This window comes from Brevibacillus choshinensis, from assembly GCF_001420695.1.
In the GTDB taxonomy this organism is placed as follows: domain Bacteria; phylum Bacillota; class Bacilli; order Brevibacillales; family Brevibacillaceae; genus Brevibacillus; species Brevibacillus choshinensis.
Window position 1 is genome coordinate 39,915 of record NZ_LJJB01000013.1, and the last position, 25,976, is coordinate 65,890.

Here is a 25,976-nt window from a genome sequence, read left to right on the forward strand (position 1 = left end):
CCTTGACGAACACTACCGAGTAGCTTCACATACAAGGAGGAGTGTACTCGTGGAAAAGAAGTCAAATGATGTAAACGGAAAACAGGAGAGCCACGTTCGTCAGGGAGGCGACTCTCATCGCTCCACACAAAAGCGTCCTGAAGGTCCTGTCCAAGGATTTAGCCAGGCGCCACGCGGTTTGCAATAGGACGGAAGGAACGACCCCTATCGACAAAAGATAGGGGTTTTTACGTGCAGGGAACATTTTTCTACAAATGCAGACAATGGTATGTTACAATACCGTAATCAGAGTATTACCATCAGAAGAAAATATTAGTGCATCTTATCGAGTGGCACTTTTTACAATTGTGCCTCCCTTTCCCTTTTCAAAAAGCGTGCGCGAACAAGGAGACTGATACATATGCCTGAGAAGGTAACGAGACAACGCGCCTCCGCTCCCCGCAAAAAGCAACAGGGACGCAGTCGCAAACTTCGCAGATTCGTGGTTTTTTTTAGCTTACTAGCCTTGATCCTAGTCGGGGGTGTGGCGGGAGCGATTTATTGGAAAATTGATGACACTCTAAATACGGTGACAAAACCCAAAGACAACTTTGTTTCGAATGTTTCCCAAAATGTAGATCCTGAATACCACAATGATAAGCCAATGTCATTTATCATCCTCGGATCGGACAGCCGTCCTGAGACAGGTTCCATGAACACCGATGTGATGATCGTAGCGGTAGCGAATCCATCCACAAAAAAAGTGACGATGGTATCTATCCCTCGGGATACGAGGGTAAAGATCCCTGGTTACCGTGATTACCACAAAATCAATTCTGTATACGCAAACGGTGAAGCAGAACGTCGTCAGGCTGAGCGCAACAACCAGACGCCGACAGAAGATGGCATCTCGTTGACAAAGAAGACGATTAACGAAATTTTGGGCATTCCTATTGAGCACTACGTCGCAGTTGATTTTGATGGATTCAAGGCAGTGATTGACGAGCTGGGCGGAGTCGAAGTAAATGTAGACCGCAGACTGGTCTACGATGATCCGACAGACAACACACACATCAATCTGAGCGAAGGCCTCCAGGTTTTAAATGGCGAACAAGCATTGGGTTATGTCCGACATCGTCATGACAATCGCGGAACCAAATACTACTCCAGCGACTTTGACCGCAATCGCCGTCAGCAAGAAGTCATCAAAGCTGTAGTGGATAAAGCGGGTTCCTTGGAAGGTCTGACGAAAATCTTTAACATCATGGATGTTGGAGCGAAAAACATACATACGGATCTATCCAAAGACCAGATTAAAGGGCTCGCTTTTGACTTCAAGGGCTTCAGTGCTTCTATGGTCAATGCTCTGGATAACGGTGCTTACTGGCAAGGTGGCTACACGTATTTGGAGAAAGAAAAACTGGAAGTCATCCGCGATTCCTTGCAAGCTGAAATGGGAGTGACCGGCAATGTGGTTGCCCAGCTGAACAACTCTCCTGTATTGGGGTCCAGCGAATCAGCAGTAGCGGCTTCCAGCAGCAACAAGACCACAACGAAAAAGAAAACGACGCAATCTGCGACACAGGCAGTAACCAAGACAAAACGTCCGGTAGAAGAGACTAAAAAGGAAGACGAAGTGGCTGAGGCACCAGTTGATGCAATCACAGGCGATACGCCACCACCGGATGTCGTGAACCCGGAGCAACAGGGACAAACGACACCTCCGGATTCTACAAATCCTGCTGGAACCGTTCCAGTTGCACCTGATGCAGGGGCGACACCTCCACCGGATATTATCCAGCCTTCGGGACAGGATGCAAACTCAAAGCCTGTTACGAATAATCCAAAAACCACTTCTTGATTAGAAAAGACACCCGTTCTCAACAGAGCGAGTGTCTTTTTTCTTTTATGCTGGTCCTATATACTCATATGAAAAAAGTTTTTATATAAAATATTGTAAGGAAAGGTTTAGAAAACACCAAAAACATGGTACAATAATAATATGCTGATAAGACAGATTAATCTGATAATTATAGCACTTGACTGGAGGGATTTGGATGACAATTTTCTTGGTGAATCTGTTCCTGGTGATTGCCTTCGTGTACCTGATCAGCCGCCAACAAAATGAAGAGTTTGTGTACGATGAAGATTTTTTCCTCCAGAACCCCTCAGCCCTGGAAGAATATCAGCAGATGCCGATTGATTTCCAACACGCTTTTTTCCGCAAACACAAGGAGTGGATTAAGGAAAAATACATGCGTGGAGAAAGCTATATTTTAGGGTATTGCCCGAACAAAGAAGTTCGCAGAGCTTGGCTATCAGAATTTATGAATCAAAAAAATATGAATAATACACCAACCCCTTCCTCGTGAAGGGGTTTTTCGTGACTTACCCCCTCATGATATACTGCAAAGAGAGCTACAAAGTGACAGGAGGAGCCAAACGACGTGCTGCAATTTATGGTGGAACAATTAAATGAACAGTTATCTTTACATGGGACGATTGTCGATGTGATCTTGCGTTCGGATCAGTCGTTAGTGGAAGAGGAAGAAATACGGGAAGTCATCCTCACCTTTACAGAAGCAGAAGACGAGGGTAAACCAGTAGCAACGATCCATCTTTTTGAATTGGCAGAAGAGAACAGCTGTGAAGTGGAAGTAGAAGTGGAGTATCCTGGGGCACAGTCCGCCGAGCTGACAAGCCACCTCTGGGAACAGGCGAAAAGGCTGGTACCGGAAATTTCACTGACGGAGAAAAGGAGATTCCTAGAGCCCAAAAAGCCTGCACAGGAAACAAGGACATTGGATTTCCACTTTGTCGTGGAACAGCCGCTTACAGAGGAAGAGCTTCAACAATTTACCAGTACGCTGGAACGGTTTTCTGCTGATCTGGGAAAATTGGTTCGCATGGCCTGATTCTCAGACAGGGTGTCAAATGAAGAAGAGCTCGGGATCTCATTCCCGAGCTTTTTTCGAAGAAAGGAAGCATCTTGGAAAATGAATTTTCGTAATGTTTGAAATAGAGGGGGGAGGATTTTGCGGGGGAGAAGAGAATGGATTATCTAAATGAATGAATGTTCACTCGTAAAAGAGCAGGAGGGAAAAGGGGTATGGGAATATCCAACATACTGGAACCGATTCAGATCGGGTCGATGACGCTACGAAATCGCGTATTGATGGGTTCGATGCATGTAGGCTTTGAAAAGCTGGAGGATGGAGTAGAACGCCTGGCTGCCTTTTATGCGGAGCGTGCCAGAGGCGAAGTTGGGTTGATTGTTACTGGTGGAGCGGCGGTTTGCCAGGAAGGGGGCATGGGGGATCAGTACTGCAATGTCTACATGGATGAACATATCGAGCCCCTCCGGGTAATTACAGCAGCCGTTCACGAGGCAGAGGGAAAGATTGCCCTTCAACTTTTTCATGCAGGACGATACACCAATCAGGATGCGACTGGGGTGGAATCCGTAGCTCCATCAGCCCTGCAAGCTCCTATCAATCGTCACAAACCGCGTGAAATGAATGCGACGGATATCGAAAGGACGATTCAATCCTTTGCGGATGGAGCAGTCCGTGCCAAAAAAGCAGGCTTTGACGCTGTCGAAATTATGGGATCAGAAGGTTACCTGATCAATCAATTTTTGTCCCCTGTCACCAACAAGCGAGAGGATGAATGGGGCGGCGATTTTACTCGACGGGCACGCTTTGGTGTGGAGGTATCCAAACGGGTGAGAGCAGCAGTTGGTCCTGACTTTCCGGTGATTTTCCGCATGTCGGGGCTTGATCTGGTGCCCGACAGTACGACAATGGAAGAGACACTGCAATTCGCAGTGTTGATTGAACAAGCGGGTGTAAGCGCTCTCAATGTGGGGATTGGCTGGCATGAGTCAAAGGTACCTACGATTGCGATGATGGTGCCACGAGGTGCATATGTCTGGGTAGCGCAGCAGGTAAAGGAAGCAGTCAAAATCCCGGTAATTGCCAGCAATCGGATTAATGACCTTCGTCAGGCAGAAGCCATTATCCAGGAAGGGCGTAGTGACATGGTCTCGATGGCGCGTCCACTGTTGGCTGATTCGCAAATCGTCCGCAAAAGCCGAGAAGGTCTGTTCGACGAGGTGAATACGTGCATCGCCTGTAATCAAGCTTGCCTGGATCACATTTTTGATGGCAAGATCGCTTCCTGTATGGTCAATCCGGTCGTGGGTCGTGAAAAGGAATGGGCGCTTATCCCGGCTGAAGTGAGCAAGAAGGTGGCTGTCGTAGGAGCAGGGCCGGCGGGGCTGGAAGCGGCACGTGTGCTTGCAGAGCGTGGACATCAGGTCGTTATTTTTGAAAAGCAAAATCAGGTCGGAGGCCAACTCAACTACGCTCGTCAAGTACCGGGGAAAGAAGAGTTCAATGAAACGCTTCGCTACTATCGGGCGCAACTAGACAAATTGGGAGTGGAAGTCAGACTGGAGACAGCTGCGACTGCAGATTCATTGTCTGATGAAGGCTTTGAGGAAGTCGTCGTAGCGACAGGTGTCATCCCGCGTCGTCCTGAGATCCCTGGGGTGGACCTCCCGCACGTCGTCAGCTATGACCGCGTTTTCGAAAAGCAGGCAAAAGTCGGTCGCCGCGTAGCAATCGTGGGCGCTGGTGGAATCGCTTGTGACTTGTCTCATTTACTCGTGCAAGATCAGGTCGTCTCTCCTCAATCTGCGCAGTATTTGCTGGAATATCGGATTCTCGATGCCAAAGCCGTCCACCACCTGCAACAGAGCGGTAGAAAGGTGTATATGCTCCGTCGTGGAAAACATGTTGGGACAGGACTGGGGAAAACGACACGCTGGGCTGTACTCGCCAATCTGAAACGACATGGCGTAGAGATGGTGACACAGATTGACTATAAAGAAATTACAGCGGAAGGGGTCATCATTCGCAATCAGGAGGAGGAGCAGCTGGTGCAGGCTGACACGGTCATCATCGCTGCGGGTGCGACTTCCAATGACAGCTTGTATCACGCCTTGCAAGGCAGTTTGCCAGTCCATCTGATTGGAGGGGCCAAGGAAGCAGGGGAGCTGGATGCCAAAAGAGCGATTTATGAAGGGGCTGCTGTCGGTAGAGCTATTTGATTCATTGCTCCATCATGTTTTTTTATTCCGAAAATAAGCAACGTAGTGTATGATGGAATCAGATGTCACCTTTTAAGAAGTTTTGTCGAAAGACTTTTCATCGTTCTTAAATTCTTGCAAAATAATAGCATAATGTTCAAATTCATTTGATTGGGGGCACTCGCCTTGATGAATCATAACGGCATATTGCTTGGAAAACGCCATTTCTTGTACTCGCTTTCACCGTTAATAGAGGTGGAAGGATGGACGTTTACCATTGCCCCGGGCTTTAAAGTGATCGCAGGCGGTAGTGCAAACCCCCTGCAAACGTTGATTAGCGTATATCGTGATAATGAAAAGGTAGCCCAACTCGTACTCAACCATAGACGTTCTGATTCCGATGTAACGGTGCAAGCCGTCTCCAGTGAGATCTTGTTGGAAATAGCCCCGGCGACACGAACCGTTAGTGTGGCAGTGAAGCAGTAAGGCACTCTTAACGGAGTGCTTTTTTGCTGTAAACGAGTGGCGGCAGGGTATAAAAGATCGCTAGATGTAGGAGGCAAGGTCATGAAGTTGAATGAATGGAAAGCAGGAGCCTTTCAGCTAACATGGTTAAAAGGCGGACTCACACAGCTGGATGGTGGAGCGATGTTCGGTGTGGTGCCGAAACCACTTTGGAGCAGAAAGTATCCGTTCAATGAGCTCAACCAGGTTCCACTGCGCGCAGACCCCATTCTCGTGGAGGTCTATGGAAAGCGAATTCTCATCGAAGCAGGTATGGGGAACGGTCGTTTGACGGACAAGCAGAAACGCAACTTTGGATTAGAGGAAGAATCCCAAGTGATCGAATCCTTGGCGGCAAAGGGACTTACTCCCGCAGATATCGATATCGTCATCATGACACATATGCATTACGACCATTGCAACGGTCTGGTGAGCTTACAGGACGGTAAGCTCGTTTCGACCTTTCCGCGATCTGTGATTTACGTCCAGGAGCAGGAATGGGCGGAGATGCGTGAGCCTAACATCCGTTCACGGAATACATATTGGGAGGAGAATTGGCGCCCAATCGAACAGCAAGTCCAGACGTATGGAGAGAGGTATGAGGTGTTGCCAGGAATCACTCTCCATCATACAGGCGGGCATAGTCAGGGACACGCGATCGTGCGGATGGAGAGCGAAGGCAAGCTGGTGCTCCATCTCGCCGACATCATGCCAACCCATGCCCACCAAAACTCATTGTGGGTGATGGCGTATGACGATTACCCGATGACATCCATTTTCGCAAAAGAACAGTGGATCAAAGACGGAATCGCGCAAGGTGCATGGTTTACGTTTTACCATGATGCGATCTACCGAGTTGTGAAATGGAATGAGAATGGCGAAATCATTGATCAACTGAATGTGGAGCTGTAAAAACGAACCGGGTGAAAGCCCGGTTTTTTCTTTGTAATCCACATAGCGGAGGAGGGGAGAAGCAAGTTTCCGATCTCCGCTCCAGCCTACCCCCCGCAAAGGAGTATATACTATCCGCTCCACAACGAATTCACGGGGAAGCGGTAAAGTAGTAGCCGCTTCGCCTGGAAACCTGCTTCTCCTGCGAGCTTTTGTGGTTTCTAGCCACCTTTTTTAGCGGTCATTCAACGGGAAAAAGCTTTTTCTCCCAATCGATTCTGCTTCGCATGGTGTTGGTGAAACAAGAAAAGAACGAAGTCGTCCAATGTGTCTGTTCGACGTGTCTCGAGAACTACGGGATAGAGAGAAGCAAGCTTCCGTTCATCGTAGGCATCCCTATATAGCGTTTTTCAAAGCCCCCAAGAAAAGGATAGTTGGATAGTCAAGGCTGGTCGAGGAAAAAGGGGAAAAAGCGGAGGCGTTTGGGACACAGCTCAAGCGGAGTGGAAAAAGCGAAACACGCTTGAGTGTCCACCTCTGAGAAGCTCCCCCGAGCCGGCTACTTTGGACGCCGTTTCGCTTTTGGAATGGAGCTGGACAGTCAATCGTCCAAGCAGTGTCCCTATCGCCGGAGCGTTTTCTCCTTTTTCCTCTCCTCCACCACAGTCCGATTGACCCCCAACCAAAGGACGCGGGTGAATCTTGTTTTATGTACTATCGAAAAAATGATAAACCTAATAGAAATTTTTCATAATCCAAAAATTTTGAATGCTCATTGACGAACCGGTTTCTCCTCTCTACAATGAGTACATTGTAAAGCGTCTGTTCTGGCAGACAGAACGAGCAGAACAGCTGCCGAGGAGCGAGAGAAATATGGGTAGGGTCACGTCGATGTTGAAGGAGTTTCATCCGATCGTCTGGTCACTAGTGGTCGGGACTGTTTTTGTGAGGGCAGCCAGCTCAATGAGCATGCCATTCTTGTTTTTATATCTGTCCAACAATACGGATATGGACTTGGCGACAATCGGTTTGACGATCGGAGCAGGACCACTAGCAGGGACAGTGGGAGGTTTTATTGCAGGGACACTGTCCGACCGAATCGGACGCAGAAGGGTGATGCTGGGCGCCCTTTATGTGTGGACACTCGTTTTTGTAGGATTTGCGCTCAGTAAAAATCCGATGATGCTGTTAATGCTGAATATCGTCGGTGGGCTCTGTCGCTCGTTTTACGAACCGGTTTCCCAAGCCTTAATGGCTGACGTAACAGAGCCTGAAAAGCGATTTCGAGTCTTCAGCCTTCGTTACACAGCCATCAATGTAGGGGTAGCGGTAGGTCCGATCGCAGGTGCGGTGCTGGCAAAGACTTCGGTTGCGCTGCCTTTCATGATTACCGCCGTCATCTACTTGATTTATGTGATCAGCTTGCAGGGTTTGCTGAACAAGTTCGGTATTAAGAAAATTGAAGGGCAAAAGAAAGAGGCTGTCACGTTCGGTCGTGCGTTTAGCGTCGTGGTAAATGACAAGGCATTCCGCTTTTACATGATCGCAGGGATGCTGGGAGCGGTCGGTTACTCCCAGATGTCGTCGACGCTGGCCAAATTCGCCGAGATGACGGTAGTCAACGGGACGGAATTGTTCGCGATTCTGATGAGTATCAACGCGATTGTCGTCGTGGTGATGCAGTTGCCGTTGACGAGCTGGGCAGAAAAAAAGACGCCCCTCACGGCGATCATCGTGGGGAACGTCATGTATGCGATTGGTGACATTGGCTACGCCTTTGCCAACTCGTGGTTAATCTTTATCATCGCCATGGTCTTCTTCACGTTTGGTGAAATTCTCACCTTTACCTCTGGGGACGTTTTGATCGACCGGATGGCACCCGAAGGAATGCGGGGCAGCTACTACGGAGCCAAAAGCTTTAGCAGCGTGGGCCAATTTATTGGGCCGTGGATGGGCGGTATCTTACTCGCAGCCTACGGAGGAACGACTTTGTTCCTCATCGTGGCCGCATTCTCAATGGTTAGTAACGTATTTCAGTGGGCTGGGCAACGCGCTTATATGGCGAGCACCGGTAAGTCTATAAACTACGCGCGGGTTGATTCACTCTAATGCTTGCATGATGCGAGCTGCCATGCGCTCGTAACCAGCCGTATTTGGATGAAAATGATCGGTATAGAGATAGGCTTTCTCTTTGTTGGCAAACAAGTCGTAGGTAGGGACGACGATGACGCGCGGGTACTTAGCAGCAATCTGCGAGGCGGTATTGTTCCAATCGAGTACGGGCTGGATCGTATCGACAGATGCTTCGGTATCTCCAAACGGATTGTACAACGTCGTATAGACGATCGTCGCTTTAGGATTGACGGCACGAATTTGTTTGATTACTTCTTCATAATTGGTCGTGAGCTGTTTCGTAGCCGCGGCCAATTTTTCTTTATCTATCGTATAGAGACCGCCCGTCTGACGGAACATGTCATTGCCGCCAATTGTAAACAAGACGAGATTGGCTTCAGACAGCAGCGATTTGACTTGCTCCTGTGACAGCTGTTTGACCAGATCGGTGGATTCTTGACCGTTTATAGCCAGATTGGAGAACGTGATGGACTTCCCGAGCTTTTTTTCCAGTGCTTGACGGACGAGACCTGCATAGCCTTGACCGTTGGCGTCTCCAGCTCCACGAGTGAGTGAGTCCCCCAGGGCGACTACTTTTTGGACCCCATCCGCGGGCATGGGTGATGCTTGTTCGGGTGTTTCGGTTGGTGCTGTAGCTTTGGCTGGAGCTAGCTGCTGCGGATTGAGAGCGAGAACGAACCCTGTGGCAAAGAGTAAGAAGGAAACGAAAGACAAGAGACCTGCCGTGCGCCAGAGCATTCGGCCGGATGTGCGCATCGGATACCCCTCCTATTCGGTGTTGGATGGAAGAACGTGGTATAATATGGATGGACATCTTTTGACAGTGTACCATAAACAGAACGCTTCGTCAGGCAATGGGGCGGTAATTGAACAGGAGGGTGCACTTTGGCTGAAGTACTTTCTGTAAAAGGATTGCGCAAAAAGATCGGCGGTAAACCGATCATTCACGATATTACATTTGATGTCTTTTCCGGCGAAGTCTTCGGGTTTCTCGGGCCAAACGGTGCCGGGAAAACAACGACAATTCGTATGCTTGTCGGACTGGCTACAGCAGATGGGGGAGAGATTCGAATCGGGGGAATATCCTTGCAAGAGCAGTTTCCCCAAGCAATCGCGCAGGTAGGGTGCATCGTAGAAAATCCGGAGCTGTACAAGTTCTTGACCGGCAGGGAGAATCTGGAGCAATTTGCCCGCATGAGCGGAGGGATTTCCAAAGAGCGGATCGAGGAAATCGTGCGCTTTGTCGATTTGGAGAGAGCGATTGACGACAAGGTCAAGACGTACTCGCTGGGGATGAGGCAACGCCTGGGCATCGCACAGGCACTCCTGCACCGACCTAAAATCCTCATTCTGGACGAACCGACGAATGGACTGGACCCAGCCGGGATTCGGGAAATGCGTCAATTTATTCGCAAGCTGGCGGAGGAAGAGGGACTGGCTGTCTTTATTTCTAGTCATCTACTGAGTGAGATCGAGATGATGTGTGATCGGGTGGCGATCATCAGTCAGGGCCAAGTGATTTCGGTTGGATTGGTAAAAGAATTGATGGCGCAATTCGCTGATCAAGTGGATTGGGACGTACAACCTGCATCGATGAAAAAAGCGATGGATGCACTACAGGGGCATCCAGCCGTAAAGGAAGTCTGGGAAGTGGGCGAAGAACGCCTGAAATGCCGCATGGATGTCGAGCGAGTCAGTGAGGTGAATCAGGCATTGGTGCGCGCAGGAATAGCAGTCAAGGGTATCGCCACGAAGACCGTTACACTAGAAGACTTGTTCCTGACCTTGACTGGAGGAGGTGGCAAGCGTGGGACTGAGCATGTTGGGACTGGTACAAAATGAGACGATGAAACTGCTGCGTCGGCGTCGTTTTCTCGTTGTCGTACTGATATTGGCAATCCTGATTCCGATTTTTACATACGCGCAATACCGCTCGGTCATTACGGCCCAGGAGCGCATGGGAACGTCTGATTGGCGGCCGTTACTGACTCAGCAGATCGTAGACATGCAAAACAGGCTGGCATCCAGCCGATTGCCAGATGAGTGGCGGGACTTTATCAAAGTGCGCATTCAGCAGCAGCAGTACTATCTCGATCACGACATCAACCCGATGGCACCGGGGGGACCTACATTTGCCCGAGGATTTATGGATCAGGCTGTTTCCATGTTTTTACCGATGATCATCGTCGTCTTAGCGGTGGATTTGGTCTCAGCAGAGTTCAGTGAAGGCACGATCAAGCTCCTCCTGACCAGGCCTGTCCGAAGGTGGAAGGTATTGACCAGCAAGTACATCACACTGCTGCTCTTTACGTCTCTCACCGTGTTGATGACTCTCTTATTGGCGTACGTCATGTCTGGCGTCGTATTTGGCTACTCGGGATGGACGTTGCCTATCCTGACAGGTTTCGAGGTGACAGGAGGCGAGCTGGAGACGTCCGGTGCCTTTATGGTGCCGCAATGGCAATTTTTGCTCCTGCAATACGGTTTAGGTTGGTTTGTGTGCGTAGTGGTGGGCACTGTGACCTTTATGGTCTCCGTGCTCGTGCGGAGCGCAGCAGCAGGTATGGGGATCATGATGGCAGCCTTGATCAGCGGAACGATATTGACGCAGATGGCATCGTCTTGGGAGTCCTCCAAGTACTTGTTCGTTGTGAATCTGCAGCTGACGGATTACTTGAATGGAACGCTGCCGCCGATAAAAGGGATGACCTTGCCGTTTTCGCTGACGGTGCTGACCATCTGGGCAGTCGCGGCTTTGATCGTGGCGTATACGGTGTTTACCAGAAGAGACGTTACTTCCTAAGCTTCTCTAGAAAAACGAAAACCCGCTTTTGCTGTGTACAGGCAAGGGCGGGTTTTTGCGTAGGTAAGGCTTCTACTCATGCAACGACGTCGACCTCCAGATCTGATCCGTCTCTCGAATGAGCATCAGAATCAAAATATACACGATTAACCCAATGATGATGAGCGGGATGACCAGGAGAAGAATTGCAGAAGGAACAACAAGTGCGAAGATAGGGAGAATGAACATGCTAAGAGTAATCCACAAGTAGTACTTCCATCTCTTTTCTGATTTTTGCTCCAGTTCTGGTGCCCCGATATGTCTTCCTATGTAGCCGATACCTTTACATAAAGGAAAGACCATGAACAAGTAGAGCAGCGTCGACACGATCGACATGAAGATGATAGGTACGCTGAGGGAAGAAGGGCCGGTTGTAGAAATTTGATATTGGGTTGGAATTTGGAACAGATCGAGGATCGAAAAGAGCAACAGCGGTATAGTCGCATATTTTGCTTTTTCGAAATGGCGATGAAAAGAAGACAGCTGAGAGAACCCTGTATAAGCGATTATAAAACCGATCAAATCCGGTAAGATATCAAAATTATTCAAACGTATGTCAACAAAAACCAATAATAATCCCCAAAATACTTTTGATAACCCGGTCATGATCGATCCCTCCTTTTGTAATAGTACCAATATTAGGTAAAAAAGGAAATGAAAAGATCGTGCCGGGTATCGTTTACTCCTGCTGCTTTTTCCTCGCGTAGAACTCAGCTGCCTTGTGCCGGTTCCCGCACGTTTCCATACTGCACCAGCGCCGTTTCCCTGATTTGGATGTATCGATAAAATGCAAAATGCAGTCTTCATGCTCACATGTACGAATTCGATCTTTTGATACCGTCTGCAAGGTGTGGATCATCGATGCGATGACGTGATAGGAGATGTGATCACCAGTAGTAACTCCTTCGTTTACGAGCTCCAAACGTCCTGCTGACGAAAGGAGGGCGAGACGCACATTTACATCATCGGCCATATCTTGCAATCGTTTCACGTTCATTGGGGAGATCCCTTTTTGCTCCACATCCGAGAGAACAGCAAAGCAGATGTCACGCAAGGAACGAAGTGTAGAAACGATGAGTAGAAAGTGTTCTTTGTCTTCCAAATCTACAAGATCACTCTCGCGAAGCAAATGATTTTTCTGAAGCCAGAGCATGACACTCGCAGGGTCATCCAGCATATCCACGAGTCGCTTATTGATTGTATTTACCAAATTGATCCATACTGCTCCACCTAGCGTACAGCGATGGTTATCCATAGGTGCTCACCTCATTTTTTATTATAACCGTTAAAAGTGTATTTACAAGGTTTGTGGCCTTGTTCTGTTATGAGCCGAGTGGCATTCGGATCGAGCTGACCACGACAGAAAGAGACCAGGAAAATGAGATTCCGATTATCGGCGGCTGCGGTACTGTAACGGAGTAAGCATTCAATAGAAAAGGACACGTAGGCTTATGCTAGCACCTCGTGTCCTTCTTCTTATTCCCATGTCAGTTGTTTCGATGTTTCAATCAACTCATCCAGACTGATGCCGTTGGCTGAAATCACTACATACAGGGATTGATTTTCTGCTTGCGCATTAAAGTGAACCGCATGCTGTACCGTTGATGATTTTGCTCCTTGCTGATCAAACGATACGCCAATCGCCTGCTCTCCGCCTATAGTAAACAACTGAGTAGCCGTAAACGTACCTGGAATGGAGAGGCTCCGTTTTCCATGTGTGTTACGGACCACATCGATTTTAATCCAGCTTTTGTTGCGTTTGTAGTCCGCCGTGAGCCGTGTCGCTTTTTGGCTCGTCTCGGATTCGTATTGTACCGAAATATCCGATACGGCAAAACCGCTGGTCGCTGGTGCCAGAACGGGAACAGGCAAGTCAGATGCTTGTACAGCTGTCTCTAGATCCGAGAAGGTAGAGAGTGTAATGGCTGCTTTTTGCACTGTAGGCAATGGTGGCCCAACCATAGATTTTGCGGAAGCATTCTGATCGGCTTCAGGTAATGTCTGAGCAGTCAACGAAAAGACGGGTTCGTTGGAAGCTGCAGCTGATTGATCCGTATTTTCAGCAGCTTGAGATGGACTCTTGCTTGCTATCGAGTTATCCGCTAGAGCAGTCTCTTTACTCGCAGACTCGGAGGCTGGTTGATTCGTCTTCGCGCTCCGGGCTGTGGGGGACTCCGGGTGGGTCGCACGAGATTGGGGACTCACTGTTTTTGCTTCCGGATTAGCCAAGGCGAGCGTAGAATTTGCCATCACGGACGGTGTTTCAGCCGTTTTTGGGGCCATTGCCGATCCGGCAGGTGCTGTCTCAGCTAGCGGCTGTTGATTCTCCGTACCCGCTGTTGCTGGAGCAGCTGTTGTGCTCGACATGTCAGGGCTTTGAGCCGGTGTATCTGCTTTTGCCATCTGAGGCTGGTTCTCGGCGTTATACGCGATACCTTGGCTGGCACCACCATTCGCACTTTGTGGCTGTGCGGCCATCTGCTGACCATCGGATTGGAGCTGTTGGTATCCTGCTAAACCTACTACAAGCAAGACGGCTGCTGCGCTGACCCAGGCGAGTGAAGGGAAGCCCTTGGTCCGACGCTTGCTTGCGATAGGAGTCGGTGGTTGTAGCGATTCAGTAGCGGCATGAGGGGGCGTGCCTTTTCCGGCGTCCTGGTAGATGGCCTGCATAATTCTCTCTTCCAGGTTCACCGATGGTAAAGGAACCTCCTTCAAGAACTGCACCTCCTCGTCAGTTGTCATCTGATTTTCAATCCATGCGATGCATTCCTCACACGTTTCTATATGAGAAATCACATCGCTATCTGTGTCTTCTAACCATGCTTTTCTAAATGCCTGGCAGTTCATGTACGAGCCCCCCTTCCTTGCGGGTTAACAATTTTGCTAGTTCCTGGCGAGCGCGCAGATATCGAACACGGGCGGTCGACTCGGCAATACCGAGGAGTGAAGCGATTTTTTCGAACGGATATTCATGCGTGCAACGAAGCACGATAACTTCCCGATAGGTATCTGACAATAAAGCGAATGCCTCTTCGATTTCACGACGCTGCTCCTTGTTCATGAGCGATTCTTGTGGGGACTCATCTCGCGTATTGGCTGGCACATAGGCCAACTGCTCATCCGAGTCATGAAACTTCCGGCGCCGCAAGAAATCGATGCTCTTGTTTCGGGCAAGCGTGTGCAACCATGAAGAGAATTGACTATCCCCGCGAAAGGTGGACAGCTTTTCATACGCTTTAACAAATACTTCCTGAGTGAGATCCTCCGCATCGGAGCGATTGTTCACCATCTTGTAAATGAATACATAGATCATATGCTGGTATCGTTGGATGAGGTCGCGATACCCTTCGATGTCGCCCTGAAGAATCCGCTGAATGATTTCGGCGTCGGATTGCATTGAATCTCCGGCCTCCCTTCCCTCTATGAGACGCTGGTATTTTTAAAACGTTTCAAACCAGCGTTTCCATTTCTATAATATCGTATGGATAGCCTTGTTCCACGAGAAAAAGCTGACGATGAAGAGAAAATTCCTGCTCCCGCGTATCCCGTGTGACTAGCGTATAAAAATGCGCCTTGTTCTCATCTGTCTTGGGACGTAGGATTCGTCCAAGCCGCTGCGCTTCTTCTTGTCGGGAGCCGAATGTCCCCGAGATTTGGATCGCGACGTTGGCGTCTGGCAGATCCACGGCGAAGTTTGCGACCTTGGAAACGATGAGGCGCTTGATTTTCCCCTGTTTAAACTGCTGGTACAACAATTCCCGTTCACTCTCTGGTACTTTCCCGGTGATGAGTGGCAGTTGTAGAGCATGTGCCATTTGATCGAGCTGGTCGACATATTGGCCGATAATCAGTACCTGGTCATGAGGATGCTGATCCAGTAAGTAGCGGACTACCTCCAGCTTTCTAGGATTCTCTGCAGCGATACGAAACTTTTGCCGAGCAGTAGCACGAGCATAAGCCTCTCGCCATTTGGCTTCAAACGGCAGGCGGATTTCCCGACAGCGCGCTTCGGCAATCCATCCCTGTTCCTCCATCATTTTCCATGGAACTTCATATTTTTTTGGACCAATCAAGGTAAAGACGTCTTCCTCCCGTCCGTCTTCACGAACGAGCGTAGCCGTCAATCCCAGTCGTCGCGTGGCCTGGATGCCGGATGTAACCCGAAAAACTGGCGCTGGCAACAAATGAACCTCATCGTAAATAATAAGCCCCCAGTCGCGCTCTGAAAAGAGTTTCATGTGAGGAAATTCATCCTCCGCACTGGGACGGTACGTCAATATTTGGTAAGTAGCCACCGTAATCGGTTTTACTACCTTTCGATCACCTGTGTATTCACCAACTAAGGAAGAATCCAGCCCCGTTTTGTCCAGGAGCTCACTGATCCACTGGCGAACGGATGTAGTGTTCGTGGTCAGAATGAGTGTCGCTGTCTGAAGCTGGCAAATGGCACCGAGGCCAATCACAGTTTTACCTGCACCGCATGGCAAGACGAGAGTACCACTCCCTCCAGTAACAGCGCCTCCGGAGTAGAAAGCGTTGACTGCCTCCTCCTGATAAGGTCGAAGGGAAAACGGTCGTCCTGTTGAGGTGATTTTTCGCCATTTTACGGGACAGCTCTCACCTGTGGTGTAGCCAGCGATATCCGAGACGGGATAGCCTAGATGGATGAGCTCTTGCTTAATCAATCCGCGAGCGAATGGCTTAATGACATAGCCCTCTTCGCGTGATTCTTCGATCAGTTGGGTAATAGATTTGTACCCGACGAGCTCTGCAAGCAAGAGGGGATCTTCACTTTTTAAGATCATGTCGTCCCCTGACTTTTCCAGCCGGATACGACCATAACGGCACATTGTTTCCTCGATTTCCTTGACGATTGTTGGAGGAACTCCGTATTTACTATACGCGGCGAGGACCTCGGATACCTGCTCGTGTGTTAATCCACCTGCTGCCGCATTCCACAGCGATAGGGGGGTAATCCGGTACGTATGCATGTATTCCGGGCTTTTGATCAGTTCTGCAAAGCCATGGATGGCTTGTCTCGCTTCAGTAAACATAGGATGCTGTGTCTCCAGCAGGATCGTTCGGTCACTTTGCACAATCATGGGCAAATCTGGACGGTAAGACAAGTGACTCACCTCACTCGCAAGCTACATATTCATACAGAGCTATGTTATCACAATCGGGAAAAGAAAGAAAAACAGACAGGTAACATTTGTCCTGTGGTGGGAAACAATATCCCAAAGTACGGACGGAAGGGAAGGAGGGTCATGGCGATGTTGGGGACCTGGTTCAATTTGGGGATGGTCGTGATCCTCGTGCTGCTCAATGGATTTTTTGTAGCGACCGAGTTTGCAGTCGTCAAGGTGAGGGAATCGCGCATCGCTCAATTGGTTGCAGAAGGGAACACCAATGCAGTCAACGTGGAAAAGCTATTGCACAATCTCGATGCGTATCTCTCCGCGTGTCAATTAGGCATTACCCTCGCATCTCTTGGGCTGGGCTGGTTGGGCGAACCTGCCGTTGCCCATTTACTGCATCCCGTTTTTCGTTATTTCGGGTTAAATGAGACATTGATTAGCAGCATTTCCTTTATTATTGCTTTCTCTGTCATTACCTTTTTGCATATCGTACTGGGAGAACTTGCCCCCAAGACATTGGCTATCCAAAAAACAGAAACGATCGTGCTGGCTGTAGCGAAGCCGATCATGTGGTTTCACAAAGTCATGTACCCGTTCATTGCTCTGTTGAACTGGTCTGCCTCCCGAATACTTGCGCTGTTTCATATATCGATGGAACCACATCAGGAGGCACATACAGAAGAAGAAATCCGAATCCTCGTCAACGAAAGTCACAAAAGTGGGCTGATCGACAATACAGAAATGATGCTTGTAGACAATATTTTTGACTTCTCTGAGACGATGGCGCGGGAAATCATGGTTCCCCGCACAGACATGGTTGTGCTCAACATTCGCGATCCATTTGAGGAAAATGTGAGGCTGGTGCAAAACGGTCGGTTCACCCGCTATCCAGTCGTCGACGGGGACAAGGATCATGTTGTTGGGAGCCTGCACATCAAGGACATGCTGACAGGATTGCTGGTAGGAGAGCAACGCGATCTGGAGGCGTTGATGCGCTCGGTGCTGACTGTTCCTGAGACGATCTCCATCAGCCGCTTGCTGACTATGCTCCAGAAACAGCGGGGGCAGTTGGCGATCATCATCGATGAATATGGAGGTACCGCCGGTCTAGTCACGCTCGAAGATATCATGGAAGAAATTGTGGGGGACATTCAGGATGAATTCGATGACGAGCGTCCGGAAGTGGAGCGCAATGATAACATCCTTTCCCTCGATGGACGCATGCTCTTGGAAGAAGTCAGTGATTATCTAGACATCGATCTGGAGTCGAGTGAAGTGGATACGTTGGCCGGTTGGATCTATATGCAATTCGATCACTCGCCACGCGTAGGAGATGTAGTGTGGGAAGGCAACTACCAATTTTATGTCGCGGAAGTAGACCATTATCGAATTACACGAGTGATCGTGAAAAAGCTGTCAGTAGAGGAAGCAGTGGTGGATTCCTGAACGAATCCATTGCTGCTTTTTGTTTGTTTATCAATATACTCAAATGATATATATCAATTTTAAAACCTTTTAATTTGGACTAAAAAGGGAAGAAATATCGGCATTATTTTCTTGGATATGGATTTAAAAATGTGATGAAAAAATCTTTTCAACGTAATACGATGTGTTATAATAATTCAGAGTTTGCAAGTAAGCTGGTAGTAGAAAGTAGCGAAGCAGAGCCTAGAGGAGGAAGTTGAGATGAGACGAGCAGTCAGTATGGGACTGACCGCGTTGCTGGCATTTTCTTTGGCAGCATGCGGCAATCAAACAGGTGGAAAAACGGACACAACCGCAGCAAAACCAGGTGAGCAAGTGCAAACTGTGAAGTTGGGTTTGACCCAATTTGTGGAACATCCAGCATTGGATGCCATTCACCAAGGGATTCTGGATGGTTTAAAAGCTTCTGGTTATGAAGAAGGAAAGAATCTGGAAGTTGACTATCAAAACGCCCACGGTGACATGAACAATACCGTTTCCATTGCGCAAAAATACGCTGGTGACCAAAAGGACCTGGTTGTGGCCATCGCTACACCATCCGCACAAGCAGCAGCAAAAGCGATTACTGACAAGCCTGTCGTTTTCAGTGCCGTGACAGATCCGCTGTCCGCACAATTGGTCAGCAGTTTGGAAAAACCAGACGGCAATGTGACCGGAACCTCAGATAAAGTATCGATGGAACAACAATTGAAGCTGATCAAAAAATTCCTGCCCAACTTGAAAAAGCTGGGAGTGATCTACACGACTTCCGAGGTAAACTCTGAAGTGCAAGTGAAGGATCTGGAAGCAGCAGCGAGCAAAGAAGGCGTGGAAATCGTCAAAGCAGGCATTTCGCAGCTGTCAGAAGTACAACTGGCTGCAAATGGACTGACTGCGAAGACAGAAGCCTTGTTCATTCCGATTGACAATACCGTCGTTTCTTCTTTTGAAGCCGTTTTAGGTGCAGCTGAGCAGAGCAAGATTCCTGTATTTGCTTCTGATACGGACACGGTAAAACGCGGCGCGGTAGCCACCTATGGAATCGATTATTACGGCATGGGTAAGCAAACCGGTGAAATGGCTGCGCGAGTTCTGAAAGGACAAGCGGTAGCGGAAACTCCGGTAGAGATTTCCAAACAAGCCGAACTATACATCAATGAAACGGCAGCTGCGAAGTTTGGTCTCACCATATCTGAAGAGCTCAAACAGCAGGCGAAAGAAATCACCAAGTAAAAAAGAGAGCTTCATGCTCTCTTTTTTTCTTCTTTTAAAAATGTTTTATGCGTGTTAAAATTAGAAAAAATTTTTAAGGGGGCTATTTATCAAATGTTCAAACAAAAGAGACCTATGAAAATGATTCAGAGTATTTTATTTCCTTTGTTGCTTTTGTCCGTCACCGCGTGCGGACAGCAAAGCGCCACTCCGGCTAACAATCAAAGCCCGGCGCCAGCAGCGAACAATGCAACTGCTCCAGCTGCTGAAAAGCAACTGACAATCGGGATCTCCCAATTCGTCGAGCATCCAGCCTTGGACGCAGCTCGTGAAGGCTTTATCGCACAGCTAGCGAAAAACGGCTACGAGAAAGACAAGCAAGTCAAAATTGATCTGAAATCTGCACAAGGCAGCATGGATACAGCGATTTCCATCGCACAAAAATTCGAAGCGGACAAAGTTGACCTGGTGCTCGCGATTGCGACACCAACTGCTCAAGCGGCAGCTCAAACAAGCAAAGAGATCCCGATCCTTTTCACGGCTGTTACTGATCCAGTGGAGGCGGGCCTTGTCAAAGCAATGGAAAAACCAGAAGGCAACGTAACAGGGACTTCTGACATGAACCCGGTAGAAGAACAGCTGAAGCTAATTAAAGAAATGAAACCGGACGCAAAATCGGTGGGAATTATCTATAGTTCTGGTGAAGTAAACTCGAAAGTACAAGTGGACGCAGCGAAAGCAGTTGCAGATAAGCTGGGTCTGACTATCCAAGAAGCGGCTATCACGAGCGCAACCGAAGTGAAGCAAGCAGCTGAATCCATGGTAGGCAAAGTGGATGCGTACTACGTTCCAACAGACAACATGGTCGTTTCTGCTATCGCGGCTGTTCTGGGCGTAGCTGAATCCCAAAAAATCCCAGTCATCGCAGGGGAAGAAAACTCCGTGAAGAGCGGTGCGATTGCGACTTATGGTATTGATTACACCAAATTGGGTGCGCAAACAGCTGATATGGCTGTGAAAATCTTGAAAGGCGAAGCAAAACCAGGTGATATGCCTGTAGAAATGCAAGCCGAAATGAAACTGGTATTGAATAAGAAAGCTGCGGAGAAAATGGGAGTGACCATTCCGCAATCGATGCTCGACCGCGCAGGAGAAGTGGTAGAGTAATACATGCAGCAACAGGAGGACTTCTTCTATGAATCTGGCAATAATGGGGGCAATCGAACAGGGCTTGCTTTTTGGAATATTGGCTCTGGGTGTTTATCTGACCTTTCGCATTCTAAACGTACCTGATCTGACCGTAGATGGTAGCTTTGCTTTAGGCGGCGCAATCGCTGCGAAGTTTATCATCGATGGAATCAATCCTTTCCTCGCTACGCTGCTGGCCTTTGTGGTCGGCGGTGCGGCAGGAGCCTTTACCGGTATCCTGCATACCAAAGGGAAAGTAAACGCCCTATTGGCAGGGATCTTGACCATGATCGCGCTGTACTCGATCAACCTGCGCATTATGGGCAAAGCCAATCTGCCACTGTTGCGGGAAGATACGTTGTTTACCTACGTCAAGGATCTGAGTGTTCCGAATTTGGCTGTGGGTGGAGTAACGATTTTGACTGGTGTGGCGATGGTATTCCTGGTGGGTGTGCTGGTTTTGAAGGTAGTGATTGACTGGTTCCTGCATACCGACATTGGTCTGGATCTGCGTGCGACGGGTGACAACCCGAAAATGATCCGCAGCTTCGGTGTCAATACAGACACGACAACCATCGTAGGCTTGGCGCTCTCCAACGGGCTGGTCGCAGTCTCTGGAGCATGGGTCGCCCAGTATCAGGGCTTCGCCGACGTGGGCATGGGGATCGGGATGATTGTCATTGGTCTTGCTTCTGTTATTGTCGGGGAAGTCTTGTTCGGAAGCTCCTCCATTTTCCGTGTGACGCTCGCCGTCATTCTCGGATCGATTGTTTACCGATTAGTCATCGCATTGGCTCTGCAGGCCGGTCTCAATCCGTCCGACATGAAGCTGATCACAGCCTTAATCGTGATTATCGCGCTTACTGTTCCGACCATTGCCAAAGGTATTTGGAAGAAACAGGGCGTACGCACGGTGAGAGGAGGGAGCAGCGATGCTTAAGATTTCGAGAGTCAATAAAGTATTCAATGCGGGAACGGTCAACGAAAAGATCGCCCTGCGTAATGTTAACCTGCATGTCAAACGCGGAGAGTTCATCACCGTCATCGGTAGTAACGGTGCAGGTAAATCTACGATGATGAATATCATCTCCGGAGGAATGCTACCGGATGAAGGTAGTATCACGATTGATGGTAATGATGTGACCCGCATGGGAGAGCATCAACGGGCAGGACTGATCGGTCGCGTATTCCAGGATCCGATGGCTGGGACAGCTCCCAACATGACGATCGAAGAAAACCTGGCGATCGCACTGGCGAGGGGACAACGTCGGAAGCTGTCCTTTGGCGTAAACAACCACAAGCGGGAGCTGTTCCGCGAGCAATTGAAACAGCTGGACCAAGGACTTGAGAATCGCCTGAAAACAAAAGTTGGCTTTCTCTCGGGAGGTCAGCGACAAGCGCTCAGCCTCCTGATGGCGACCTTTACAGAGCCAAAGATTCTGCTCCTCGATGAGCACACAGCAGCACTCGACCCCAAACGGGCACAGTTGATTGTAGATTTGACGGAAAAGATCGTGGAACGCCACACTCTGACGACGATCATGGTCACGCACAACATGGAGCAAGCGTTGAATATGGGAAACCGTTTGCTCATGCTGCATGATGGTGGTATCATCCTCGACATTCCGGATGAGAAGAAACGCACGATGAAACCGCAGGACCTGTTGCGAGCCTTTGAAACGGCCCGCGGTGGTGAAAGCTTTAGCGAAGACCGTTTCTTGTTGACTTAGTCGTTGGTGACTCAGCCTTCCTGTACTATCGGGAAGGCTTTTTCTTTTCTAGCCAGATACGCATACATGGCCCAGCCGCCAATGAGGAGAACAGCTGCGACGAACACGAACAGCGTGGCACCTCCGAAATGGATCAAGACGAGACTGCCCAAATAAGGTCCGCATGTGCGGGAGATGTCCCAATGGGTCCCAGTGATCGCAAAGTAGCGTCCCCGCATCGAGGGAGGTGCAACTCTGGTGACGAATGTCAAAAGCTGTGTAATACCAATGCTTTCGCCAATAACCCAAATCAGCTGCAGGGCGATCAGTGCAGGAAGTGAATCGAGGAAGGCATAGCCGAGTGCAACGATCAAAAAACAGAAGTACGATCCGCTGATGAGCAGGCGTGTAGGGAGCTTTTGCGTCCACTTGACCAGCCAAAATTCGAGAAGGATGAGCATGATGCCTTTTGCGGAGACGAGGGTCGCCAATGTTTGTAAGTAGTCGGGCATCGTTTGCTTGAAGTGCAGTTGCAGATTCGTTTCTGTTTGCGCGTAGAACAAACTGATCGGTAAAGATAAAAACATGATGGCGAGAGCCGGTCGATAGGTCTGTAAGGGGCCGTTCATATACGTTTCAGATGCTGTATTCTCTGACGCGATGGCAGGCTGCGTATGGGGGACCTTCCACCAGACAGCGATTGCATACAGCAGCAGGGACATTGCCGTGAATAAAAAGGCGAGAGCAGGATCGTACTGGTAGATCAACACACCGACTAGAGGGCCTAAAGCAGCTCCGATACTGCCTGCGGTGCTTAAGAGGGCAAATGCGCTCGCCATTTGAGTCCCAGCAATGGAGTCCGCGAGATGGGCACGGCTCGCTGGAATGAACAGGGAGCGTCCTGCTCCGTTGACCACGTAAAGCAAGGCAAAGGCAGCGAGCGAGTCTGCCCACGCCATAGCGAGCATCGCCAAGCCTTGGAGCAGTAGGGAGACCAGCATAACCGTTTTTCGCCGAAACCGATCCGTCACGCCACCAGCAAACAGCGTGAGCAAGATTTCAGAGAATGGTTGTAAACCGATGATCAGCATGGTCCAAGTAATAGAGCTACCGATATGCTCACTCAAGTATAAGACCAAAAATGGAGCAATCATTGCGCTGGATAGAGAAGTGAGTGTTTCTCCGAACAGCCTGACCCACAAGATGGGCGGGTACGTAGCGATTAGGCGTGTGAGGGAATGAGGAATGAGGTTCATGGGTGGCTTCCTTTCTGATTGAAATCGTTTATTATGGTTTCGTCATATTTTACGTTGGCAAGGCGAGGAGAAAAAGCGTACGATTATGCCTACAGGAATTTCATGTTTTTGAGAGAAGAATCGGTGGTGGTATCGATGCAGCTGGTAGAACAATACGTGCGTTTATTTGCAGGGCGTCCGAATCTGAAACAGGGGACACCTGCTGACATATCATTGGCGGAAGTTGCAGATATTCTGTATTGCACACATCGCAATGCGACGTTGACGTTAAAGAAAATGCAAAACCAAGGGTGGCTCCATTGGCAGCCAGGTCGAGGGCGAGGAAACCGCTCTGTGCTCACCTGCCTGCTAGCACCAGACGATCTGGTGTTTACGGTTGCCAAAGAGCTCGTACAAAAAGGGGACATACAAGGCTCCAGACAACTGATTGGTCAGTATCAACAGGAGTGGCAGGGGCTAGAGGAAGATTATTCACGGTGGATGAGCAGCCAGTTTGGTTTGAGCGTTTCGCGGGAAAAAGGAAATGGGGAACGAGTGGACACCCTGCGTTTCTTTGTTAGTGGTCCGTTTCGCATCCTCGATCCGATTCGGGTGCTGTTGCGCTCGCAAACTCATTTGGTCAAACACATTTTCGATACGCTCGTCCGATTTGATCCTGCGACGAGAACAATCGTGGGTCAGCTCGCCTTTTTCTGGGAGTCTGATGAGCTAGGGAAAGAGTGGACGCTGTATCTGCGAAAAGGAGTCTTGTTTCATCACGGGCGTCAGATGAACGCAGAGGATGTCTGCTATTCGTTGCTACGCTTGATGGAGGCACCATCCAGGCATCGTTGGCTGACTCATTCGATTCAATCTGTCCAGGCCATAGAGGATCACATCGTTATCGTGACTCTGCAGCAGCCGAACCATTTATTTCTCCATGCATTGAGCAAGGAGTACGTATCTATTGTGCCAAAAGATTACGTGGTACAGATGGGAGAGGGCTTTGCAGCTAGGCCAGTGGGTACTGGACCCTTCAAAGTGATCCGCAACGATGACTCTATGCTCGTCCTCGAAGCGTTTCAGCCTTATTTCGCTGGGCGCCCATTCCTCGATCGCGTCGAGCTATGGTGTGTGCCTGAGTTGCAGGATGAAGCAGAAACGAATCATCTACAGCTACTGAGGTGTACGACAGGAGCGGGAATCGTGCCCGAGCAAGATGGGGTTTGGAATGGCGTGTCCCGACACGAACAGAGCTTTCAATATGTAAGTCTCAATGGAGCCAAGCCGGGTCCTTTACACGATCTTTCCTTTCGTGCGGCTGTGGCAGCTATTCTTTCTGGGGAAGCGTTGCGGGCGGATCTGAAAGGCTCGAGGCAGCCTGTGGAGGCATGGGGGGAAGCAGTCCCGTTTTTACCCGAAGAAGAGATGAGCGCTTTCCTGAAAAATGGGAAGGATTGTGACTATTCCGGGGAAAAGCTGCTTTTATATACGTATCCTGATCTGGATCATGTGGAAGATGCGATGTGGATTCAGGCAAGATGTGCCCAATATGGGATTCCTATTGAAATCGTCTACGTTGATCCTGAAGAGCTGGCGCAATCGGCGATGCTCCGGGAGGCTGATCTAATCGTAGACAGCGCGAATGTGGACGAACGATTGGAATTATCCTTGCTGGAGTTTGTCTATGCGGAGGCGCTGAGCATCCACCATCATGTAGACGAGCAAGGCAGGAAAAAGGTAGAGAAGCAGATGAAAAGCTTGCTTGAGGCGAAAACCAAAACCGATCGTGAGGATGAGATGAAGAAAATTCTCGCGATTCTTCAGAAGCGACACACGTTTGTCCCGCTGTATTCCAATCGGATCGAGATGCAAGCACACCCGCGTTTATCCGGTATTTCTCTGGATGCGTATGGGTGGGTTGACTTTTCTCGGGTTTTTGTGCGAGCATAGCTGAAATTTTGTCACATTTTAGTGTGAAACCGCTTTCGTTTTTCAACGTATAATTAAGTAAAGAGTTTTTTGCCGTTTTAAAAACAATTTCTTATTGGAAAGCAAAACGGTAGGAGGAGGAAGTACGGTGTATACGAAAACAGAGAAGGACAAACATCTTGTGTTTGCTTCCATACGCTTGATGATATGTGTCGGACATGCCGACGGTTATATAGGGAATAAAGAAGTGAATCGGATTCATGAAATGGTAAATTCAGAACATTTCACGCTGAAGGAACGGCAAATCTTGATGGACGACATGGACTATCCGAAGCGTCCTGAGGTCATTGTCGAGGACATGATCGACCTGACTCAATCGGAAAAGCTGATGATGATGCGCAAGCTCTATCATATGGCGCTGATTGATCGCAAGCTGTCTCCAAAGGAATCGAAAGAAATTGCTCGGATTGCCTGCCTGATTGGGATTTCTGAGGAGAAACAGGCACAGGTAGAAGAGTGGATTACCGATGGGATCAGATGGCGTGAGCGCTGGGACGAAATCGTGGCAGATTAGAAAGGGCCCCATTCACATTGGGGTCCTTTCACCTTTTTTTGGTACAATAAGGAGAAGGCTAGCAAATGAGGAGGACAATC

Annotated in this window: 24 protein-coding genes; 17 read left to right on the plus strand and 7 right to left on the minus strand. The window is 49.1% G+C overall.

Annotation, left to right across the window (positions count from 1 at the left end; genetic code table 11):
- The first annotated feature begins 49 nt into the window (after positions 1-49).
- The 8 genes from AN963_RS31570 to AN963_RS20455 all read left to right on the plus strand — a co-directional run bounded on the left by AN963_RS31570 (position 50) and on the right by AN963_RS20455 (position 8,575).
- Positions 50-187, plus strand: coding sequence for a hypothetical protein (locus tag AN963_RS31570; RefSeq protein ID WP_169791936.1), 138 nt, complete (start codon positions 50-52; stop codon positions 185-187).
- Positions 188-400: 213 nt separating this feature from the next.
- The gene (locus AN963_RS20425; RefSeq protein WP_055746418.1) at positions 401-1,840 is read left to right on the plus strand and encodes an LCP family protein; all 1,440 of its coding nucleotides are present in this window, start codon (positions 401-403) and stop codon (positions 1,838-1,840) included.
- Positions 1,841-2,036: 196 nt separating this feature from the next.
- Positions 2,037-2,351, plus strand: a complete 315-nt coding sequence (locus tag AN963_RS20430) for a hypothetical protein (RefSeq protein WP_007717017.1) — start codon at positions 2,037-2,039, stop codon at positions 2,349-2,351.
- A gap of 75 nt (positions 2,352-2,426) precedes the next feature.
- Entirely contained in the window at positions 2,427-2,894 is a 468-nt protein-coding gene (locus AN963_RS20435; protein WP_055746419.1) for a hypothetical protein, read from the plus strand.
- Between the two features lie 194 nt (positions 2,895-3,088).
- Entirely contained in the window at positions 3,089-5,092 is a 2,004-nt protein-coding gene (locus tag AN963_RS20440; RefSeq protein WP_055746420.1) for an oxidoreductase, read from the plus strand.
- A 168-nt stretch (positions 5,093-5,260) separates the two neighbouring features.
- Positions 5,261-5,557, plus strand: a complete 297-nt coding sequence (locus AN963_RS20445) for a hypothetical protein (protein WP_055746421.1) — start codon at positions 5,261-5,263, stop codon at positions 5,555-5,557.
- An 81-nt stretch (positions 5,558-5,638) separates the two neighbouring features.
- Positions 5,639-6,487: a YtnP family quorum-quenching lactonase gene (locus tag AN963_RS20450; protein ID WP_055746422.1), complete on the plus strand. Its 849-nt coding sequence runs from the start codon at positions 5,639-5,641 to the stop codon at positions 6,485-6,487.
- Positions 6,488-7,339: 852 nt separating this feature from the next.
- A complete protein-coding gene (locus AN963_RS20455) occupies positions 7,340-8,575 on the plus strand; it encodes an MDR family MFS transporter (protein WP_055746423.1) in 1,236 nt (411 codons plus the stop codon).
- Here AN963_RS20455 and AN963_RS20460 read toward each other — a convergent pair.
- Positions 8,567-9,355, minus strand: coding sequence for a GDSL-type esterase/lipase family protein (locus AN963_RS20460; RefSeq protein ID WP_055746424.1), 789 nt, complete (start codon positions 9,353-9,355; stop codon positions 8,567-8,569). The two genes, AN963_RS20455 and AN963_RS20460, sit on opposite strands and share 9 nt — an antisense overlap.
- 129 nt (positions 9,356-9,484) lie before the next feature.
- Between AN963_RS20460 and AN963_RS20465 the strand changes: the two genes are divergently transcribed.
- Positions 9,485-10,441 carry an ABC transporter ATP-binding protein gene (locus AN963_RS20465; protein ID WP_055746425.1) on the plus strand — a complete coding sequence of 319 codons (957 nt, stop codon included), beginning with the start codon at positions 9,485-9,487 and terminating at the stop codon, positions 10,439-10,441.
- Positions 10,419-11,402: an ABC transporter permease gene (locus tag AN963_RS20470; protein WP_055747803.1), complete on the plus strand. Its 984-nt coding sequence runs from the start codon at positions 10,419-10,421 to the stop codon at positions 11,400-11,402. Before AN963_RS20465 ends, AN963_RS20470 begins: the two co-directional genes overlap by 23 nt.
- 72 nt (positions 11,403-11,474) lie before the next feature.
- On the opposite strand, the gene AN963_RS20475 is transcribed toward AN963_RS20470, so the two are convergent.
- The 5 genes from AN963_RS20475 to AN963_RS20495 all read right to left on the minus strand — a co-directional run bounded on the left by AN963_RS20475 (position 11,475) and on the right by AN963_RS20495 (position 16,570).
- Positions 11,475-12,047 carry a hypothetical protein gene (locus tag AN963_RS20475; RefSeq protein WP_055746426.1) on the minus strand — a complete coding sequence of 191 codons (573 nt, stop codon included), beginning with the start codon at positions 12,045-12,047 and terminating at the stop codon, positions 11,475-11,477.
- A 73-nt stretch (positions 12,048-12,120) separates the two neighbouring features.
- Positions 12,121-12,696: a CGNR zinc finger domain-containing protein gene (locus AN963_RS20480; protein WP_055746427.1), complete on the minus strand. Its 576-nt coding sequence runs from the start codon at positions 12,694-12,696 to the stop codon at positions 12,121-12,123.
- Between the two features lie 221 nt (positions 12,697-12,917).
- Positions 12,918-14,291, minus strand: a complete 1,374-nt coding sequence (locus AN963_RS20485) for an anti-sigma factor (RefSeq protein WP_055746428.1) — start codon at positions 14,289-14,291, stop codon at positions 12,918-12,920.
- The gene (locus AN963_RS20490) at positions 14,272-14,841 is read right to left on the minus strand and encodes an RNA polymerase sigma factor (RefSeq protein ID WP_055746429.1); all 570 of its coding nucleotides are present in this window, start codon (positions 14,839-14,841) and stop codon (positions 14,272-14,274) included. Before AN963_RS20490 ends, AN963_RS20485 begins: the two co-directional genes overlap by 20 nt.
- 52 nt (positions 14,842-14,893) lie before the next feature.
- The gene (locus AN963_RS20495) at positions 14,894-16,570 is read right to left on the minus strand and encodes a DNA repair helicase XPB (protein ID WP_055746430.1); all 1,677 of its coding nucleotides are present in this window, start codon (positions 16,568-16,570) and stop codon (positions 14,894-14,896) included.
- Between the two features lie 141 nt (positions 16,571-16,711).
- On the opposite strand from AN963_RS20495, the gene AN963_RS20500 reads away from it, so the two are divergent.
- From AN963_RS20500 to AN963_RS20520, 5 genes are all read left to right on the plus strand, one after another.
- On the plus strand, positions 16,712-18,028 hold the full coding sequence (locus AN963_RS20500) for a hemolysin family protein (RefSeq protein WP_055746431.1): 1,317 nt from the start codon (positions 16,712-16,714) through the stop codon (positions 18,026-18,028).
- Between the two features lie 240 nt (positions 18,029-18,268).
- Positions 18,269-19,279 (plus strand): ABC transporter substrate-binding protein, encoded by a 1,011-nt coding sequence (locus AN963_RS20505; RefSeq protein ID WP_055746432.1) that lies wholly within the window; start codon positions 18,269-18,271, stop codon positions 19,277-19,279.
- Between the two features lie 93 nt (positions 19,280-19,372).
- Positions 19,373-20,425 carry an ABC transporter substrate-binding protein gene (locus AN963_RS20510; RefSeq protein WP_055746433.1) on the plus strand — a complete coding sequence of 351 codons (1,053 nt, stop codon included), beginning with the start codon at positions 19,373-19,375 and terminating at the stop codon, positions 20,423-20,425.
- A gap of 28 nt (positions 20,426-20,453) precedes the next feature.
- On the plus strand, positions 20,454-21,386 hold the full coding sequence (locus tag AN963_RS20515) for an ABC transporter permease (RefSeq protein ID WP_055746434.1): 933 nt from the start codon (positions 20,454-20,456) through the stop codon (positions 21,384-21,386).
- Positions 21,379-22,176 (plus strand): ABC transporter ATP-binding protein, encoded by a 798-nt coding sequence (locus tag AN963_RS20520; RefSeq protein ID WP_055746435.1) that lies wholly within the window; start codon positions 21,379-21,381, stop codon positions 22,174-22,176. The genes AN963_RS20515 and AN963_RS20520 overlap by 8 nt, the downstream gene beginning before the upstream one ends.
- A gap of 11 nt (positions 22,177-22,187) precedes the next feature.
- On the opposite strand, the gene AN963_RS20525 is transcribed toward AN963_RS20520, so the two are convergent.
- Positions 22,188-23,411 carry an MDR family MFS transporter gene (locus AN963_RS20525; RefSeq protein WP_055746436.1) on the minus strand — a complete coding sequence of 408 codons (1,224 nt, stop codon included), beginning with the start codon at positions 23,409-23,411 and terminating at the stop codon, positions 22,188-22,190.
- A 108-nt stretch (positions 23,412-23,519) separates the two neighbouring features.
- On the opposite strand from AN963_RS20525, the gene AN963_RS20530 reads away from it, so the two are divergent.
- A complete protein-coding gene (locus AN963_RS20530) occupies positions 23,520-25,343 on the plus strand; it encodes an SgrR family transcriptional regulator (RefSeq protein ID WP_236708042.1) in 1,824 nt (607 codons plus the stop codon).
- Positions 25,344-25,470: 127 nt separating this feature from the next.
- Positions 25,471-25,896 (plus strand): tellurite resistance TerB family protein, encoded by a 426-nt coding sequence (locus AN963_RS20535; protein ID WP_083497011.1) that lies wholly within the window; start codon positions 25,471-25,473, stop codon positions 25,894-25,896.
- The last annotated feature ends 80 nt before the right edge of the window (positions 25,897-25,976 follow it).